The following is a 16,381-nucleotide window of genomic DNA, read 5'->3' as shown; positions in this document are numbered from 1 at the left end:
GTGGGGCTGCCGACTGTCACAACCACCCATTAACCTCACTCTGGGGTACCGGGTTGTGACAGGGGGGAGGGGACGATGATCCCTGAGGAAGACCTCGGGCCCAGGTGGCTGCGGGGCTACGGCGACATCGAAGCCGACATCCGGCAGATGCGGGAGTTCGCCAACAAGCTCGAGGCAGAGGTACGCAAGAACTACGCGCCCCACCTGGCGTACATCTCCGACGACATGTCGGTGCCGCTGCCCGCGCCGTGCGCCGCCTTCGGCGAACTGGTCGACTTCCTGCGCGCGCACCAGGACGTCCAGCAGCGGTCCACCAACGAGGTGTACCACCTGGCCAACTACACCGGTGGGCTCGCCAACGCCGCCGGCAGCATCAGCAAGCAGTACGAAGGCGCGGACGCGTTCGCCCAGGCCCGGGTCTCGGACGTCGAACGGGCACTGCGCACCGCCCAGGCCAACCAGCCCCCGCCCGCGCCCGCCCCGGTGGTGCCCGATCCCAGCACCAGCACGGCGGCGGAGGTCCGACCATGAACGAACCGGGCACTCCGACGTCCAGCCTCACCAACTGGAACAACATGAACGTGGTCACGATGTGGGCCACCATCCAGGACCAGCGGACCGACAACCACTGGCGTCAAGTCACCGGATGGCGCAAGACCAGCGAACTGGCGCTGACCCACCTCAGCCGACTCAAGGAGTACCGTCGCGGGCTCGCCGAGGCGTGGCCGCCGGAGAAGAGCGCCGCCTCCCGCGCGTACCTCGCCGAACTGGACGAACTCATCGGCCGCGTGCAGAGCACGTACGACGCCTCCGTCGCCAACTACAACGCGCTCTCCGCCGCCACCTCGGCCATCAGCAGCACCCGTACCGAGCTGAAGAAGCTCTTCGACCAGTTCGAGGAGAAGAACCGGATCAAGCTGGCGTACGAGGAGTCGCTCCAGCAGCAGCGTCCCCTGCCCCGGGTCGGACGGCCGACGAACGTCCAGCCACCGGTCAGCGACGACGACCTGGAGCAGTTGAACATTCGGGCCCGGACTCTGATGTACGGCCTCAGCGGTGAACTCCAACAAGCCCAAGCCATGCTAAAACCACCGCCACCCAAGCCGAGTTGGTCGGGTAAAGATCCCTCAATCACGGACGCCTATAGCGGCGGAACCCCGCCAATCATCCCCCCGATCGTTCCGGCACCACTTTCTGCCTCCACATCTTCGCGTCCTTTGGGGGGCTCGCCCTCGACTGTGCGCCCTGTGTCCACGCCGACTGCGCCGAACCTCGGCCCGGTTCTCGGCGGGGCTGGCCCTGGTCTACTGCCGCCTCAGGCGAATCCCACCATGCCGACCGTCACGCCTCCGACGGCTTCTCCTAACCCAAGCATCGGCCCTGGTCTCGTTCCACCTGTGCCATCAGCCTCAGGGCCTCTTCCACGCGGTCCGCTCGACGCCGCCCCGAACCGTGGCAACGGCCACGTCGGCCCGTCGAATCGGCCCTCCGCAGGCGGCATCCCGTCGAACGGCCCTCGACCGATGCCGCCAGGCGGACTGATCGGTGGTACCCCCGGGATGGGTCTCGGCCAACCGGCTCCCGGACCGGCCCAGCCCCGGCGTGTGAACCCCGTCGGTGGCGTGATCGGCGGTGGTGCTGCCGGTACTGCGCCTACCGGTGCCGCCGGTTCCCGGCCCGGCGTCGGACGAGGACCGTCGATCAATGGAATGCATGGCGTCCCCTCCGGCGGCGCGCCTGGCTACGGTCCGGCGGCTCGACCAAGCCGGCGAAACCATGACGACACCGAGGCACGACGCTGGGACCCAGACAACCCCTGGGAGATCGATCGAGGGGTAGAGCCGGTAGTCCGCCCGCCAGACGAGGACGGTCCGATCGACCCCGGGCCGGCGATCGGCTTCAACCGGTGAGGTTCCGCGCTGCCCTGGCGACGCTGGTTCTGGTAGCAACAGTCGTTCTGCCAGCCGCACCCGCGCACGCGGATCGAATTCGCAATGACCAGTGGCATCTCCGCTACCTCAAGGTTGCCGAAGCTCATCGCATCACTAAGGGTGAAGGCATAGTCGTCTCGGTACCTGACACCGGCGTCGATCCTCACCCTGACCTGCGTAAGAACCTGCTAGCAGGAACCGACATCGTCAACGGTGGCTCTGGCGACGGTCGCCAGGACCGGAGCAGCCATGGCACCGGCATGGCTGGCCTAATTGCGGCACATGGTTCAGGCGAGAACCGTGGAGCCCTCGGTATAGCGCCTCAGGCACGAATCCTGCCGATCCTCGGTAGGATTGAGAATGAACATGGAGATAGCGACAGCCTTGCCGCTGCTCTCGAATACTCCACATCCAATAGCGCCGACGTTATCGCAATTCCATCAACGGCGGGATCGAGTGCTCGGCTTCAGGATGCGATTGATGCGGCGTTGAAGGCGGACATCGTGGTGGTGGCTGCGGCCGGTAACCAGCCCGAGGACTTTGTGGTGGGGTATCCGGCTCGGCATCCTGGGGTGATCGCGGTCGGCGGGGTCGACCGGAAGGGCAACCACGCGGCGGTTTCGGTGGTCGGGCGAGAGATCGACGTGGTTGCGCCGGCTACCGACATCTACAGCACCAGCATCGACGGGAAGTACCGCAAGGGCACCGGCACCTCCGATGCCACCGCGATCGTGGCGGGCGCGGTGGCGTTGATCCGGGCGAGGTACCCGGACCTGTCGGTGGCGGAGGTTACCCACCGGCTCACCGCCACCGCTGTCGACAAGGGTGCTCCGGGCCGTGACGACGAGTACGGGTACGGGGTCATCGATCTGGTGGCGGCGCTGACGGCGGACGTACCGCCACTGGCTGCGGAGTCGCCGAGCGCGAGTGCCCCGGTCGACGTGGCCCCGACCACGGCGGTGGCCGGCCCGGAGACCGGCGGCGGTGGTGGGGCCGGCCGGTGGTTGCTGGCGACGGCCGGGCTGGCGGCCCTGGGTGGCGGCGCGGCGTGGCTGCTGGCGGCCCGGAAGCGACGCCGGGCGGGCCCGGCATCTCCTTCGACGGACGGCTGACCGCCCGCGAGCGGCCGGGTGCGGTGGGTCATGTCGGCGTGCCGGCGACATGACGGTCTATGTGAGTCGGTACCCTGCCGGGCGTGCCGAGCAAGACGATTTTCCGCCTCGTACTCGCCTCCGCGAGCCCTGCCCGCCGCAAGCTTCTCCGGGCCGCCGGGATCGACCCCGAGGTGCTGGTCAGCGGGGTCGACGAGTCCCAGGTCAAGAGTGACCAGCCGGACGAGCTGAGTGTCACGCTGGCCCGACTCAAGGCGCTGGCCGTGTGCGAGCGGCTGCGCCCGGCGGTCGGCGAGCGGCCGTTGGTGCTGGGCTGCGATTCGGTGCTCGCCTTCGACGGTGAGATCTTCGGCAAGCCGGCCGACGCGGCGGACGCCACCCGGCGGTGGGAGCGGATGCGCGGTCGCAGTGGCGTGCTCTACACCGGGCACTGCCTGATCGACCTGGCGATGGAGAGCCGGGTCGAGGCGGTCGCCGCCACCACCGTGCACTTCGCCGAGATCACCGACGAGGAGATCGCGGCGTACGTGGCAACGGGTGAGCCGCTGGCGGTGGCGGGTGCCTTCACCATCGACGGGCTGGGCGGCCCGTTCCTGGAGCGGATCGAGGGGGACCACGGAACGGTGGTGGGTCTCTCCCTGCCGCTGCTGCGTAACCTGCTCGGCGAGCTGGACGTGGACATCACCGAGCTGTGGACGAGGCCCGCGCCAGGTGGTCAGACCGTCGAACCGCTGCCCTGACCGGCCCGTCCGGCGGGACTGCTGCCGGGCCCTGACCGGGCCGCACGAGGAATGCTGCCGGGCTGGCCGGCCAACGACGGCGGACTGCTGCCGGGCTGGCCGGTGTTCCGGGGGCGGGTCGTCCGCGGGTCCGGCCGGTTTGGCGGCGCGGGTCGGCTAGCGTCCGATCATGAGCTTGAAGTCGCTGTCACTCACCGACGAGCTGCACGCGTACCTGGTGGCGCACGGCAGCCCGCCCGACGAGATCGTCCGTGACCTGGCCGAGGAGACCCGGGCGGTGCTGCCGGACGAGGCGGGCATGCAGGTCGCTCCGGAGCAGGCCGCCTTCCTGACCTTCCTGACCCGGCTGTTGGGCGTACGGCAGGCAGTGGAGGTGGGCACCTTCACCGGCCTCTCCTCGCTGGCCATCGCCCGGGGGCTGGCCGATGGCGGGCGGTTGACCTGCTTCGACATCTCCGAGGAGTACACCTCGGTGGCCCGGCGGTACTGGGAGCGGGCCGGGGTGGCCGACCGGGTCGAGCTGCGGATCGGGCCGGCCGCCGACGGGTTGCACGAGTTGCCGCGCGAGCGGTACCTGGACTTCGCGTTCATCGACGCGGACAAGGTCGGCTACCCGGTCTACTGGTCGGAGCTGGTGCCCCGGATGCGGCCCGGTGGGCTGATCGTGGTGGACAACGTGCTGCGCGGTGGCCGGGTGATCGCCCCGCAGAACGCCGACGACCGGGCGATCGCCGCGTTCAACGACGAGGTGCTGGCGGACGTCCGGGTGGACGTGGTGATGCTCCCGGTCGCCGACGGTCTCACCCTGGCCCGGGTGCGCTGAGGCCACACGGACACCCCGGACCCCCGGACACCCCGGGCACCCGGGCACCCGGGCACCCGGGGTCAGCGGACGCTACGGGAGCAGACGCGACTCAGCGGACGCTGCGGGCGAAGGCGCGGGCGGCCCAGGTGACGGCGAGCAGGGTGAGCACGGTGATGATGCCGAGGCCCTGCCAGACCCGGTCGTTGCCGAGGTCGCCGGCGAACAGGGCGCGGGTGCCGTCGACCGCCCAGGCGAACGGGTTCCACCGGGCCAGGCCCTGCAACCAGCCGGGGGCGAAGGTGAGCGGCAGCAGGATGCCGGAGAGCAGCAGCACCGGCTGGGCGACCGTGTTCATCAGCGGCGCGAGGGCTTCCTCGCTGCGTACCTTGAGCGCCACGCCGTAGGAGACGGCCGAGGTCATCAGCGCGATCAGGGCGAGCATCAGGTACGCCAGCAGCAGGTCGCCGAGGATGACGCGCAGCCCGAAGGCGAGCGCCAGCAGGGTGATGATGACGGCCTGGACGAGCAGGGACACCACGTCCCGCAAAGACCGGCCGAGCAGCAGGGCGAGTCGGCTGACCGGGGTGACCCGGGAGCGTTCGATCACCCCGGCGCGGAGTTCGGCGAGCAGGCCGAAGCCCTGGAACAGGCCGCCGAAGATGGCGAGCAGCACCAGCAGACCGGGTACGAAGATCTTGTACGCGGCGGCCTGGGTGGGGGCGTTCAGGGCCGGCTTGAGCAGCGGGGCGAACAGCAGCAGGTACATCACCGGCTGGAAGACGCCGACGAAGACCCAGACCGGGTTGCGCAGCAGCAGGCGGAGTTGACGTTGGAAGATCAGCCAGGTGTCGCGGGCGAGTTTCATGATCGTTCTCCGTCGGGCGGTCAGGATCGGCGTCGGGATCGGCGGGTCAGGACTCGCGCAGCGAGCGGCCGGTCTTGGTGAGGAACACGTCGTCGAGGCTGGGCCGGTGCAGTTGGATGGAGCGCAGGTCCAGCCCGGCGCCGTCGACCCGGCGCAGGATCTGCGGGACGGTGGTGGCGCCCTCGTCCACCCAGAGCCGCAGGCCGCCGTCGTCGAGGGTCTCTAGCCGGTTGACGTACACCTCGCCGTCGAAGAGGCGGTACGCGGCGGCGGTGTTCGCCGGGTCGAGGCCGACCACCACGACGTCCCCGGAGATCTCCCGTTTCAGGTCGGTGGGTGTCCCCTCGGCGACGATCTCCCCGTGGTCCATGATCGCGATGCGGTCGCAGAGCGCGTCGGCCTCGTCCAGGTAGTGGGTGGTGATGAAGACGGTCATGCCCTCGCCGCGCAGCCGCCGGATCTCGTCCCACATGTGCGCGCGGCTCTGCGGGTCGAGGCCGGTGGTGGGCTCGTCCAGGAAGACCAGCTTCGGTTCGTGGATGATGCCGAGGGCGATCTCGACCCGTCGCCGTTGCCCGCCGGAGTAGGTCTTGCAGCGGCGGTCGGCGTACTCGGTGAGCTGGAAGGCGTCCAGCGCGCGTACCGCCCGGCGCTCCGCCTCGGCCTTGCCGATGCCGTACATCCGGGCCTGCAGGACGAGTTCCTCCCGGGCGGTGGACTCGTCCCAGCTGCTGCCGCCCTGCGGGACGTACCCGATGCGGCGGCGTACCCCGGCGGGGTCGGCGCGCAGGTCGGCTCCGGCGACGGTGGCCTCGCCGCCGTCCGGCTCGATGAGGGTGGCGAGCATGCGCAGCGTGGTGGTCTTGCCGGCGCCGTTCGGGCCGAGGAAGCCGAAGATCTCCCCGGCGGAGACGTCGAGGTCGACGCCCCGGACCGCGTCGACGGTGCCGGCGCCACGGCCGGCGCGGGAGCGGAACGACTTCCGCAGCCCTCTGGTCCTGATCATGTTGGTCCCGCTCCTGCTCGTCGCCACCGGGTGTCCGCGAGACCAGTTCAGCAGAATGGGGCGGGAAACGTGAGCAGGATACGTGCGGCGCGCTCGGGAACAGTGCGGCATGCCACACTGAGCGATCGTTAGGGCTGCTCACCTGGCCGTTAAACTCCCGGTCAGCAGCCGTCCGGGAGGAGCACCAGGTGCGTAAGGTACTCATCGCCAACCGTGGCGAGATCGCCGTCCGGGTGATCCGCGCCTGCCGGGACGCCGGGCTGGGCAGCGTCGCCGTCTACGCCGACTCCGACCGGGACGCCCTGCACGCCACGCTCGCCGACGAGGCGTACGCGCTGGGCGGTGACACCGCCGCCGACTCGTACCTGCGGATCGACAAGCTGCTCGACGTGGCCGCGCGGGCCGGCGCGGACGCGGTGCACCCCGGGTACGGCTTCCTGTCGGAGAACGCCGACTTCGCCCAGGCGGTGATCGACGCCGGGCTGACCTGGATCGGTCCGACCCCGCAGGCGATCCGCGACCTGGGTGACAAGGTCACCGCCCGGCACATCGCGCAGCGGGCCGGCGCGCCCCTGGTGCCGGGTACGCCCGATCCGGTCAGCGGCCCGGACGAGGTGACGGCGTTCGCGGCCGAGTACGGACTGCCGGTGGCGATCAAGGCCGCGTTCGGCGGCGGCGGCCGGGGCCTGAAGGTGGCCCGGACCATGGCGGAGATCCCGCAGCTCTTCGAGTCGGCCACCCGGGAGGCGGTCGCCGCGTTCGGGCGGGGCGAGTGCTTCGTCGAGCGGTACCTGGACCGGCCGCGGCACGTGGAGGCGCAGGTCCTCGCCGACCAGCACGGCAACGTGATCGTGGTGGGCACCCGGGACTGTTCGCTCCAGCGCCGGCACCAGAAGCTGGTCGAGGAGGCCCCCGCGCCGTTCCTCACCGACGCGCAGCGCGCCCAGATCCACGACAGCGCGAAGGCGATCTGCCGGGAGGCCGGCTACCACGGCGCGGGCACGGTGGAGTACCTGGTCGGCGCGGACGGCACGATCTCCTTCCTGGAGGTCAACACCCGGCTCCAGGTGGAGCACCCGGTCACCGAGGAGACCGCCGGCGTCGACCTGGTCCGGGAGCAGTTCCGGATCGCCGACGGCGAGCGGCTGCGGTTCACCGCCGACCCGACGCCGCGCGGGCACGCCATCGAGTTCCGGATCAACGGCGAGGACCCGGGCCGCAACTTCCTGCCCGCCCCGGGCACGGTGACCGCGCTGCGGTTGCCGTCCGGGCCGGGCGTGCGGGTGGACACCGGCATCTCGGCCGGGGACGTGATCGGCGGGAACTTCGACTCGCTGCTGGCCAAGGTGATCGTCACGGGCGAGACCCGGACCGAGGCGCTGGAGCGGGCCCGCCGGGTCCTGGACGAGATGGTCGTCGAGGGGATGGCGACCGCGTTGCCGTTCCACCGGCTGGTGGTCCGGGACGTGGCGTTCACCGCCGAGCCGTTCACCGTGCACACCCGCTGGATCGAGACCGAGTTCGACAACACCGTGCCGCCGTTCACCGCCACCGCCGGCCCGGCCGCCGCCGCGGCGGAGCGGGAGACCGTCGTGGTCGAGGTGGGTGGCAAGCGGCTGGAGGTCACCCTGCCCGCCGGCCTGGGCACCGGTACGACCGGCGTCGCGCCCGCCGCGCGGAAGCCGGCCCGTCGGGGCGGCGGGGCGAAGGTCGGCGCGCCGGTCAGCGGGGACGCGCTCACCTCCCCGATGCAGGGCACCATCGTGAAGATCGCGGTCGCGGACGGGGACACCGTCGCCGAGGGCGAGCTGGTCGTCGTCCTAGAGGCGATGAAGATGGAGCAGCCGCTGTACGCGCACCGGGCCGGTACGGTCAGCGGCCTCGCCGCCGAGGTCGGCGCGGTGATCACCGCCGGCGCGGCCATCTGCACGATCGCCTGACCCGAGCGATGCCCGCCGGCGCTCAGTAGGCGCGGCCGGTCGCGGGCGCGGCGGCCAGCGGGGCGGGACAGGTGGCAGCGGGCAGGGTCGGCGGTCAGCGGAGGGCTTCGGCGGCTGCCGCGCGGACCGCGGTGGTGAGCGCGCCGAGCAGCGTGGACTCCAGCCGCCAGTGCTGCCAGTGCAGCGGTACGTCCAGGTGCCGGCCGGGGGCGATGTCGACGCACCGTCCGGCGGCCAGTTCGGGGTGGGCGAGTTCCTCGGGGACCAGGCCCCAGCCGAGGCCGAGCCGGATGGCCGCCCCGAACCCGGGCACCGAGGGTATGTAGTGCACCGGCGGGTCGAGCCGCCGGCCGGTGACCGTTTCGAGGAACCGGTGCTGGATGCGGTCCTTCCGGTCGAACACCACGACCGGGGTGTCGGCGAGGGCGTCCGGGGTGGGCCCGTCGGCGAGGTGCCGCCGGACCAGGTCGGGGGCGGCGAGGGCGAGGTAGCGCATCGCGCCGAGCCGTTCCGACCGGCAGCCCTGCACCGGTTCGCGTTCGGCGGTGACCGCCGCCGTCACCGTGCCGTCGCGGAGCAGGTCGGCGGTGTGTTCCTGGTCGTCCTGCCGCAGGTCGAAACAGCAGGCGAGGTCGTCGGGGAGCCGGGCCAGCGCCGTCGGGAACCAGGTGGCGAGGGAGTCGGCGTTGACGACCACCGAGATCCGGTACCGGGGCCGTCCGCCGGTCAGTGGGGCGCGGGCCTCGGCCAGTGCCTCCTGTTCGAGCAGGGCGAGCTGCCCGGCGAGGCGCAGCAGCGGCTGCCCGGCGGCGGTGGCCCGGCAGGGCTTGGCCCGCCGGACCAGCACCTGCCCGACGTTCTGCTCGAGCGCCCTGATCCGTTGGCTGACCGCCGACGGGGTGACGTGCAGCAGGCGGGCGGCGGCCTCGAAGCTGCCTTCGCCGATCACGGCGGCGTAGGTCCGGAGCTGGGTCGAGTCGAGACCGGCCATAAGCACAGCTTATCTTCGGTAAGAAAACTGAACTGGACTTGATTCGAGGGCCGGTCCTAGCCTCGCGGGGTGCCTGAGCTGCTCACCTCCGTCGTCGCCGGCTTCACCGTCTCCCTCGCGCTGATCGTGGCCATCGGCGCGCAGAACGCGTTCGTGCTGCGGCAGGGCCTGCGCCGGGAACACGTCGTACCGGTGGTGCTGACCTGCGCGCTTTCCGACGCGCTGCTGATCACCGCCGGCATCGCCGGGCTGGGCACGGTGGTGGCGGACCGGCCGACCCTGCTGGCCGCCGTCCGCTGGGGTGGGGCGGCGTTCCTGCTCGGGTACGCCGTGCTGGCCGCCCGGCGGGCGGTACGCCCGGGTCGGCTGGTGCCCACCGCACAGCCGCCCGCCACCCTCCGGGCCACCCTGCTGGCCTGCCTGGCCTTCACGTACCTGAACCCGCACGTGTACCTGGACACCGTGCTGCTCCTCGGTGGGGTCGCCCAGCAGCACGCGTACCGCTGGGCGTTCGGGGCCGGGGCGGCGTGCGCCAGCCTGGTCTGGTTCAGCGCGCTCGGGGCCGGGGCGCACCGGCTCGCGCCGCTGCTGGCCCGTACCGTCGCCTGGCGGGTCCTGGACGGGGTGATCGCGGTGGTGATGACGGTCGTGGCGGCGGCACTGCTGCTGGGCTGACCCCGGCGGGCGGTGCGGTGCGGCGCCGCCGGCCCGGACGTGGTACCGGCGGCACCCTCGACGACCGGATGCCGTGTTCTGCGCTACCACCGCCGGCACGGACGGCGGTGAGCAGGAATGATGTTCGGGTGCGGTTCCTTCATGGCGCGGTCCCCGCGCACGACCTGACCTACAACGACGTCTTCATGGCCCCGGCCCGGTCGGACCTGGCCTCCCGCCTCGACGTCGACCTCTCCTCCGCCGACGGCACCGGCACCACCATCCCGCTGGTGGTGGCGAACATGACGGCGGTGGCGGGCCGGCGGATGGCCGAGACGGTCGCCCGCCGGGGTGCCATCGCGGTGATCCCGCAGGACATCCCGATCGAGGTGGTGGCCGAGGTCGTCGGCTGGGTGAAGCAGCGCCACCTGGTGCACGACACGGCGATCACGCTCGGGCCGACCGACACCGTGGGCGACGCCATCCACCTGCTGCACAAGCGGTCGCACGGTGCGGTGATCGTGGTGGACGACACCTGCCGGCCGCTCGGCGTGGTGACCGAGGCGGACACCGTCAGCGTGGACCGGTTCGCCCAGCTCCGGCACGTGATGTCGACCGAGCTGCACACGGTTCCGGCGGACGCGGATCCGCGTACCGGCTTCGACCGGCTCTCGGCGGGCCGCCGCCGGCTCGCCCCGGTGGTGGACGACGACGGCCGCCTGGTCGGGGTGCTGACCCGGCAGGGTGCGCTGCGGGCCACGCTCTACCGGCCCGCCGTGGACGAGCGGGGTCGGCTGCGGATCGCCGCCGCGATCGGCATCAACGGCGATGTACGCGGCAAGGCCGCCGCCCTGCTGGAGGCGGGGGTGGACACGCTGGTCGTGGACACCGCGCACGGGCACCAGGAACGGATGATCAGCGCGTTGCGGGCGGTGCGCGGGCTGGACCCGGCGGTGCCGGTGGCGGCCGGCAACGTGGTCACCGCCGAGGGGGTACGCGACCTGGTGGAGGCGGGCGCGGACATCGTGAAGGTCGGCGTCGGGCCGGGCGCGATGTGCACCACCCGGATGATGACCGGGGTGGGACGTCCGCAGTTCTCCGCGGTGCTGGACTGCGCGAAGGCGGCCCGGGAGCTGGGTCGGCACGTCTGGGCCGACGGCGGGGTGCGGCACCCCCGGGACGTGGCGCTGGCGCTGGCCGCCGGGGCGTCGAACGTGATGGTCGGCTCCTGGTTCGCCGGCACCTACGAGTCCCCGGGTGACCTGTACACGGACGCGGACGGCCGGCGGTACAAGGAGAGCTTCGGGATGGCGTCGGCGCGGGCGGTGAGCGCGCGGACGGCCGACGACAGCCCGTTCGACCGGGCCCGCAAGGCGGTCTTCGAGGAGGGCATCTCGTCGGCCCGGATGTACCTGGACCCGGTCCGCCCGGGGGTGGAGGACCTGATCGACGAGATCGTGGCCGGGGTGCGCAGCGCGTGCACGTACGCGGGGGCCCGCAACCTGGGCGAGTTCCACGCGCGGGCGGTGGTCGGGGTGCAGAGCACGGCCGGCTACACCGAGGGGATGCCGCTCCCGACGAGCTGGTGACGCCGATAATCGTTTGGGGCCTGACGATCAGGTCGCTAATCTGACGTCATGGAGTCCGACGGACTGCGGGACGCCCCGCTGGGCCGGCTGCTGGTGGTGGCCGGGCACCTCGTCGCCCAGCGGTGGAACCGCAGGCTCGCCGAGGAGTACGGCCTCACCCAGGCCGGGCTGGCCACCCTGATGACCCTCGACCGGTACGGCGCGCTGACCCATCGCGCGGTGGCCGACCGGTGTTTCGTCCGGCCGGCCACCCTCACCGGGATCGTCGACACCCTGGAGCGCGACGGGTTGGTCACCCGGCACCGCGACGGGACCGACCGCCGGGCGGTCCGCCTCGCCATCACCGCCGCCGGCCGGGACCGGATCGCGCCCGTCGCCGCGCTGATCCACTCCGGCGCCCCGCTGACCTCGGTGGACGCCGACCCGGGCCGGGCGGCGGTGATCCGGGAGTTCCTGCTGGAGGTGATCGGCAGCGGCACCCGGGAGGACTGCCCGGACACGCCGGCCACCCCGGCGGCCCCGGACACGCCGGCCACCCCGGACGGGAGCGGCGGGCCGTGCTGATCCGGCTGCTCCGGCGGTACCTGCGGCCGTACGCCCGGCCACTGCTGGCGGTGACGCTGTTCCAGTTCGTCGCCACCATGGCCACGCTGTACCTGCCGCGCCTCAACGCCGACATCATCGACCGGGGCATCGCCCGGGGCGACACCGGCCTCATCGTCCGACTGGGCGGGTGGATGCTGCTGGTCAGCGCCATCCAGCTCGGCTGCTCGATCGCCGCCGTCCGGTACGCCGCCCGGACCGCGACCGGATTCGGCCGGGACCTGCGGGCGGCGGTCTTCGGGCACGTCACCCGGTTCTCCGCCCGCGAGGTGGCCCGCTTCGGCGCGCCGTCGCTGATCACCCGGAACACCAACGACGTGCAGCAGGTGCAGATGCTGGTCCTGGTGGCGGGCACGATGCTGGTCACCGCGCCGATCATGAGCATCGGCGGGCTGGTGATGGCGCTGCGCGAGGACGTCGGGCTGTCCTGGCTGATGGTGGTCAGCCTGCCGGTGGTGGCCGTGGCGATCAGCCTGATCACCCGGCGGCTGGTGCCGCTGTTCCGGCTCCAGCAGACCCGCATCGACACGGTCAACCGGGTGCTGCGCGAGCAGATCGCCGGCATCCGGGTGGTCCGGGCGTTCGTCCGGGAACCGTACGAGACGGCCCGGTTCGGCACCGCGAACGCCGAGCTGACCGGGACGGCGCTGCGCGCCGGACGACTACTCGCGTCGATCTTTCCGCTGGTGATGCTGGTGCTCAACGCCTCCAGCGTCGCGGTGCTGTGGTTCGGGGCGCAGCGGGTCGAGGCGGGTCACCTCCAGGTCGGCGCGCTCACCGCCTTCCTGGCCTACCTGACGCAGGCGCTGGCGGCGGTCATGATGGCCACCCTCACCCTGATGATGGTGCCGCGCGCGGCGGCCTGCGCCGAACGGATCACCGAGGTCCTCGACACCCGGTCCTCGGTGGTACCCCCCGCCGAGGCCGTACCGCCACGGGAGCCGGTCACCCGGCCGCCGCTGCGCGGCGAGGTGGAACTGCGCGGGGTGGAGTTCCGGTACCCGGGCGCGGCGGCCCCGGTGCTGCACGACGTGACGTTCCGGGCCACCGCCGGCACCACCACCGCCGTCGTCGGTAGTACCGGTGCCGGCAAGACCACCCTGCTGTCGCTGGTCCCCCGACTGATCGACGTGACCGCCGGGACGGTGCTGGTGGACGGGGTGGACGTCCGTGACCTCGACCCGGACACGCTGTGGAGCCGGATCGGGCTGGTGCCGCAGCGGCCGTACCTGTTCACCGGCACGGTGGCGAGCAACCTGCGCCACGGCCGGCCGGACGCCACCGACGAGGACCTCTGGTCGGCCCTGGAGACCGCCCAGGCCCGGGACTTCGTCGCGGCCATGCCGGACGGGCTGGCGGCCGAGATCGCGCAGGGCGGGACGAACCTCTCCGGCGGCCAGCGCCAGCGGCTCGCCATCGCCCGCGCGCTGGTCCGCCGACCGGCCGTCTACCTCTTCGACGACTCGTTCTCCGCGCTCGACCTGGGCACCGACGCCCGGCTGCGGGCCGCGCTGAAGCCGGTGACCCGGGACGCCGCCGTACTGGTGGTGGCCCAGCGGGTGTCCACCATCGTGGACGCCGACCAGATCGTCGTCCTGGAGGGCGGGCTGGTGGTCGGGGTCGGTCGGCACGCCGAACTCCTGGACACGTGTCCCACGTACGCGGAGATCGTCGCCTCCCAGCGCACCGAGGCGGCGACGGCGTGAGCGCGCAACCCGTACCCGGGCGGAGGCAGCAGGTGGAGACGACCGCGACGGACGCACGGACGGCGGGGACCGGGACGGCCGGCGCCACGGACGGGCGGACGCCGGGGACGTCCGGCGCGCCGGACGTGCGGACGCCGGCCCGGCTGCCGGGCGGTCCCCGGCGTGGTGGGCCGCTGACCGGGGTGGGGGTGCCGGCGGAGAAGCCGCTGAACTTCGGGCCGTCGGCCCGCCGGCTGGTCGGGCTGCTCCGGCCGCACCGCCGGCACCTGGTCGGGGTGGTCGCGCTCGCGGTGGCCAGCATCGGGCTCAGTGTGGTCGGGCCGCTGATCCTGGGGTACGCCACCGACCTGATCTTCGCCGGGGTGCTCAGCGGGCAGGTGCCGGCGGGGCTGACCACCGCCGAGGCGGTCGAGCGGGCCCGCGCGGCCGGCGACGACACCCTCGCCGACCTGGTCGCCCGGATGGACGTGGTGCCCGGGGCGGGCGTCGATGTCGGACGGCTGGCGCAGGTGCTGCTGCTCGCGCTGGTGCTCTTCGTGGCCGCGAGCCTGCTCACCTGGGTACAGGGCTACCTGCTCAACGGGGTGGTGCAGCGGACGGTACGGCAGCTCCGGGCCGACACCGCGGCGAAACTGAACCGGCTGCCGCTGCCCTACTTCGACCGGCAACCCCGGGGTGAGCTGCTCAGTCGGGTCACCAACGACATCGACAACATCGCGCAGAGCCTGCAACAGACCCTGAGTCAGCTGCTCACCTCGGCGCTGACGGTGCTCGGGGTGACCGTGATGATGTTGGTGGTGTCGCCGCTGCTGGCCGCGCTCACCCTGCTGGCGGTACCGGCGTCGGTGCTGCTCACCCGGGCGGTCGCGCGGCGGTCGCAGCGGCAGTTCGTCGCCCAGTGGGCGCACACCGGGCAGCTCAACGCGTTGATCGAGGAGACCTACACCGGCCACGAACTGGTCAAGGTCTTCGGCCGGCAGCGGGAGGTCGAGGCGGCCTTCGCCGCGAAGAACGAGGAACTGTACCGGGCCGGTTTCGGTGCGCAGTTCGTCTCCGGCATCATCATGCCGTCGCTGACCTTCATCGGGAACCTGGGCTACGTGCTGATCGCGGTCGTCGGCGGGCTGCGGGTCGCCTCGGGGACGATGAGCCTCGGCGAGGTGCAGGCGTTCGTCCAGTACTCGCGGCAGTTCACCCAGCCGCTGACCCAGTTCGCCTCGATGATCAACCTGCTCCAGTCGGGGGTCGCGTCGGCGGAACGGGTGTTCGCCGTCCTCGACGCGCAGGAGCAGACCCCGGACCCGCTACCGCTGCCGGCAGCCCCGGGCGGGCAGCGGGACGGCGCGGGCCTGGCACCGGGCGGGCAGCCGGCCGGCGCGGGCCTGGCACCGGGCGGGCAGCGGGACGGCGCGGGCCTGGTGCCGCTGCCGGCGGCCCCGGGCGGGCAGCCGGCCGGCGTGGTGGCGCAGCGGGACGGCCGCCCGCGGCGGTCGGCCGCCGCCGGCCGGGTCGAGTTCGACCGGGTCAGTTTCCGGTACGACCCGGACCGCCCGCTGATCGAGGACCTGTCCCTGGTCGCCGAACCCGGGCACACCGTGGCGATCGTCGGGCCGACCGGCGCGGGCAAGACCACCCTGGTCAACCTGATCCTGCGCTTCTATGAACTGGATGCCGGCCGGATCACCCTGGACGGGGTGGACATCACTACGTTGCGCCGTGACGACCTGCGCGGCCGGATCGGCATGGTGCTCCAGGACACCTGGCTGTTCGGTGGGACCATCCGCGACAACATCGCCTACGGCCGGCCGGACGCCAGCGCGGAGGAGATCGTCGCGGCGGCGCGGGCGACCTTCGTGGACCGGTTCGTCCGCAGCCTGCCCGACGGGTACGACACGGTCGTCGACTCGGAAGGCGGCAACGTCAGCGCCGGCGAGAAGCAGCTGATCACCATCGCGCGGGCCTTCCTCGCCGAGCCGTCCCTGCTCATCCTGGACGAGGCGACCAGTTCGGTGGACACCCGTACCGAGGTGCTGGTGCAGCAGGCGATGGCGGCCCTGCGGTCGGACCGGACCAGCTTCGTCATCGCCCACCGGCTCTCCACCATCCGGGACGCCGACCTGATCCTGATGATGGAGGACGGCCGGATCGTGGAGCAGGGCACCCACGAGCAGCTCCTGGCCGCCGGTGGTGCGTACCACCGCCTGCACCACGCCCAGTTCACGTCGTCGGCGTCCGGCGGGGGGTGAGGGTGTGCCCCTGGTACCGGAGGCCCTGGTACCGGAGGCCGCTCGCACCGTCCGGCTGCCGCCACCCGCACGACCGACGGAACCGCACGCCTACGGGCCGCCGCGCGGGTGGGGACAGCCGGGCCGCCGCGCGGGTGGGGACAGCCGGGCCGCCGCGCGGGTGGGGACAGCCGGGCCGCCGCGCGGGTGGGGA

13 protein-coding genes and 1 pseudogene are annotated in these 16,381 nt (G+C 72.4%); 11 read left to right on the top strand and 3 right to left on the bottom strand.

The features are described 5' to 3' along the window. Nucleotides 1-75: 75 nt before the first annotated feature. The 5 genes from PVK37_RS10685 (at nucleotide 76) to PVK37_RS10665 (ending at nucleotide 4,606) form a co-directional block, all read left to right on the top strand. Complete coding sequence (locus PVK37_RS10685) at nucleotides 76-531, top strand: hypothetical protein (protein WP_275033678.1); 456 nt, start codon at nucleotides 76-78, stop codon at nucleotides 529-531. Then, nucleotides 528-1,910 carry a hypothetical protein gene (locus PVK37_RS10680; RefSeq protein ID WP_275033677.1) on the top strand — a complete coding sequence of 461 codons (1,383 nt, stop codon included), beginning with the start codon at nucleotides 528-530 and terminating at the stop codon, nucleotides 1,908-1,910. Before PVK37_RS10685 ends, PVK37_RS10680 begins: the two co-directional genes overlap by 4 nt. Then, entirely contained in the window at nucleotides 1,907-3,043 is a 1,137-nt protein-coding gene (locus tag PVK37_RS10675; protein WP_423791026.1) for a S8 family serine peptidase, read from the top strand. Before PVK37_RS10680 ends, PVK37_RS10675 begins: the two co-directional genes overlap by 4 nt. An 83-nt stretch (nucleotides 3,044-3,126) precedes the next feature. Further along, entirely contained in the window at nucleotides 3,127-3,783 is a 657-nt protein-coding gene (locus tag PVK37_RS10670; protein ID WP_275033676.1) for a Maf family protein, read from the top strand. A 169-nt stretch (nucleotides 3,784-3,952) separates the two neighbouring features. After that, entirely contained in the window at nucleotides 3,953-4,606 is a 654-nt protein-coding gene (locus PVK37_RS10665) for an O-methyltransferase (RefSeq protein ID WP_275033675.1), read from the top strand. 91 nt (nucleotides 4,607-4,697) lie between these two features. Here the strand turns inward: PVK37_RS10665 and PVK37_RS10660 are convergent, their stop codons facing one another. Together PVK37_RS10660 and PVK37_RS10655 are read right to left on the bottom strand one after the other, a co-directional pair. Beyond that, entirely contained in the window at nucleotides 4,698-5,453 is a 756-nt protein-coding gene (locus tag PVK37_RS10660) for an ABC transporter permease (protein ID WP_275033674.1), read from the bottom strand. A gap of 46 nt (nucleotides 5,454-5,499) precedes the next feature. After that, complete coding sequence (locus PVK37_RS10655; RefSeq protein WP_275033672.1) at nucleotides 5,500-6,459, bottom strand: ATP-binding cassette domain-containing protein; 960 nt, start codon at nucleotides 6,457-6,459, stop codon at nucleotides 5,500-5,502. A gap of 188 nt (nucleotides 6,460-6,647) precedes the next feature. On the opposite strand from PVK37_RS10655, the gene PVK37_RS10650 reads away from it, so the two are divergent. Continuing rightward, a complete protein-coding gene (locus PVK37_RS10650) occupies nucleotides 6,648-8,399 on the top strand; it encodes an acetyl/propionyl/methylcrotonyl-CoA carboxylase subunit alpha (RefSeq protein WP_275033671.1) in 1,752 nt (583 codons plus the stop codon). Nucleotides 8,400-8,493: 94 nt separating this feature from the next. Here the strand turns inward: PVK37_RS10650 and PVK37_RS10645 are convergent, their stop codons facing one another. Further along, entirely contained in the window at nucleotides 8,494-9,390 is an 897-nt protein-coding gene (locus PVK37_RS10645) for a LysR family transcriptional regulator ArgP (RefSeq protein WP_275033670.1), read from the bottom strand. Nucleotides 9,391-9,468: 78 nt separating this feature from the next. On the opposite strand from PVK37_RS10645, the gene PVK37_RS10640 reads away from it, so the two are divergent. From PVK37_RS10640 to PVK37_RS10620, 5 genes and pseudogenes are all read left to right on the top strand, one after another. After that, nucleotides 9,469-10,065 (top strand): LysE/ArgO family amino acid transporter, encoded by a 597-nt coding sequence (locus tag PVK37_RS10640; RefSeq protein ID WP_275035075.1) that lies wholly within the window; start codon nucleotides 9,469-9,471, stop codon nucleotides 10,063-10,065. Between the two features lie 128 nt (nucleotides 10,066-10,193). Continuing rightward, on the top strand, nucleotides 10,194-11,633 hold the full coding sequence (locus PVK37_RS10635) for a GuaB1 family IMP dehydrogenase-related protein (RefSeq protein ID WP_275033669.1): 1,440 nt from the start codon (nucleotides 10,194-10,196) through the stop codon (nucleotides 11,631-11,633). Nucleotides 11,634-11,681: 48 nt separating this feature from the next. Next, entirely contained in the window at nucleotides 11,682-12,197 is a 516-nt protein-coding gene (locus PVK37_RS10630) for a MarR family winged helix-turn-helix transcriptional regulator (protein WP_275033668.1), read from the top strand. After that, the gene (locus tag PVK37_RS10625; RefSeq protein WP_275033667.1) at nucleotides 12,191-13,942 is read left to right on the top strand and encodes an ABC transporter ATP-binding protein; all 1,752 of its coding nucleotides are present in this window, start codon (nucleotides 12,191-12,193) and stop codon (nucleotides 13,940-13,942) included. The genes PVK37_RS10630 and PVK37_RS10625 overlap by 7 nt, the downstream gene beginning before the upstream one ends. A gap of 125 nt (nucleotides 13,943-14,067) precedes the next feature. Then, nucleotides 14,068-16,164 (top strand): annotated as a pseudogene (locus PVK37_RS10620) (ABC transporter ATP-binding protein); the annotation flags it as partial. Between the last annotated feature and the right edge of the window lie 217 nt (nucleotides 16,165-16,381).

It is taken from the genome of Micromonospora cathayae (assembly GCF_028993575.1).
GTDB lineage: Bacteria > Actinomycetota > Actinomycetes > Mycobacteriales > Micromonosporaceae > Micromonospora > Micromonospora cathayae.
This window is presented reverse-complemented; position numbering and strand designations above follow the sequence as displayed.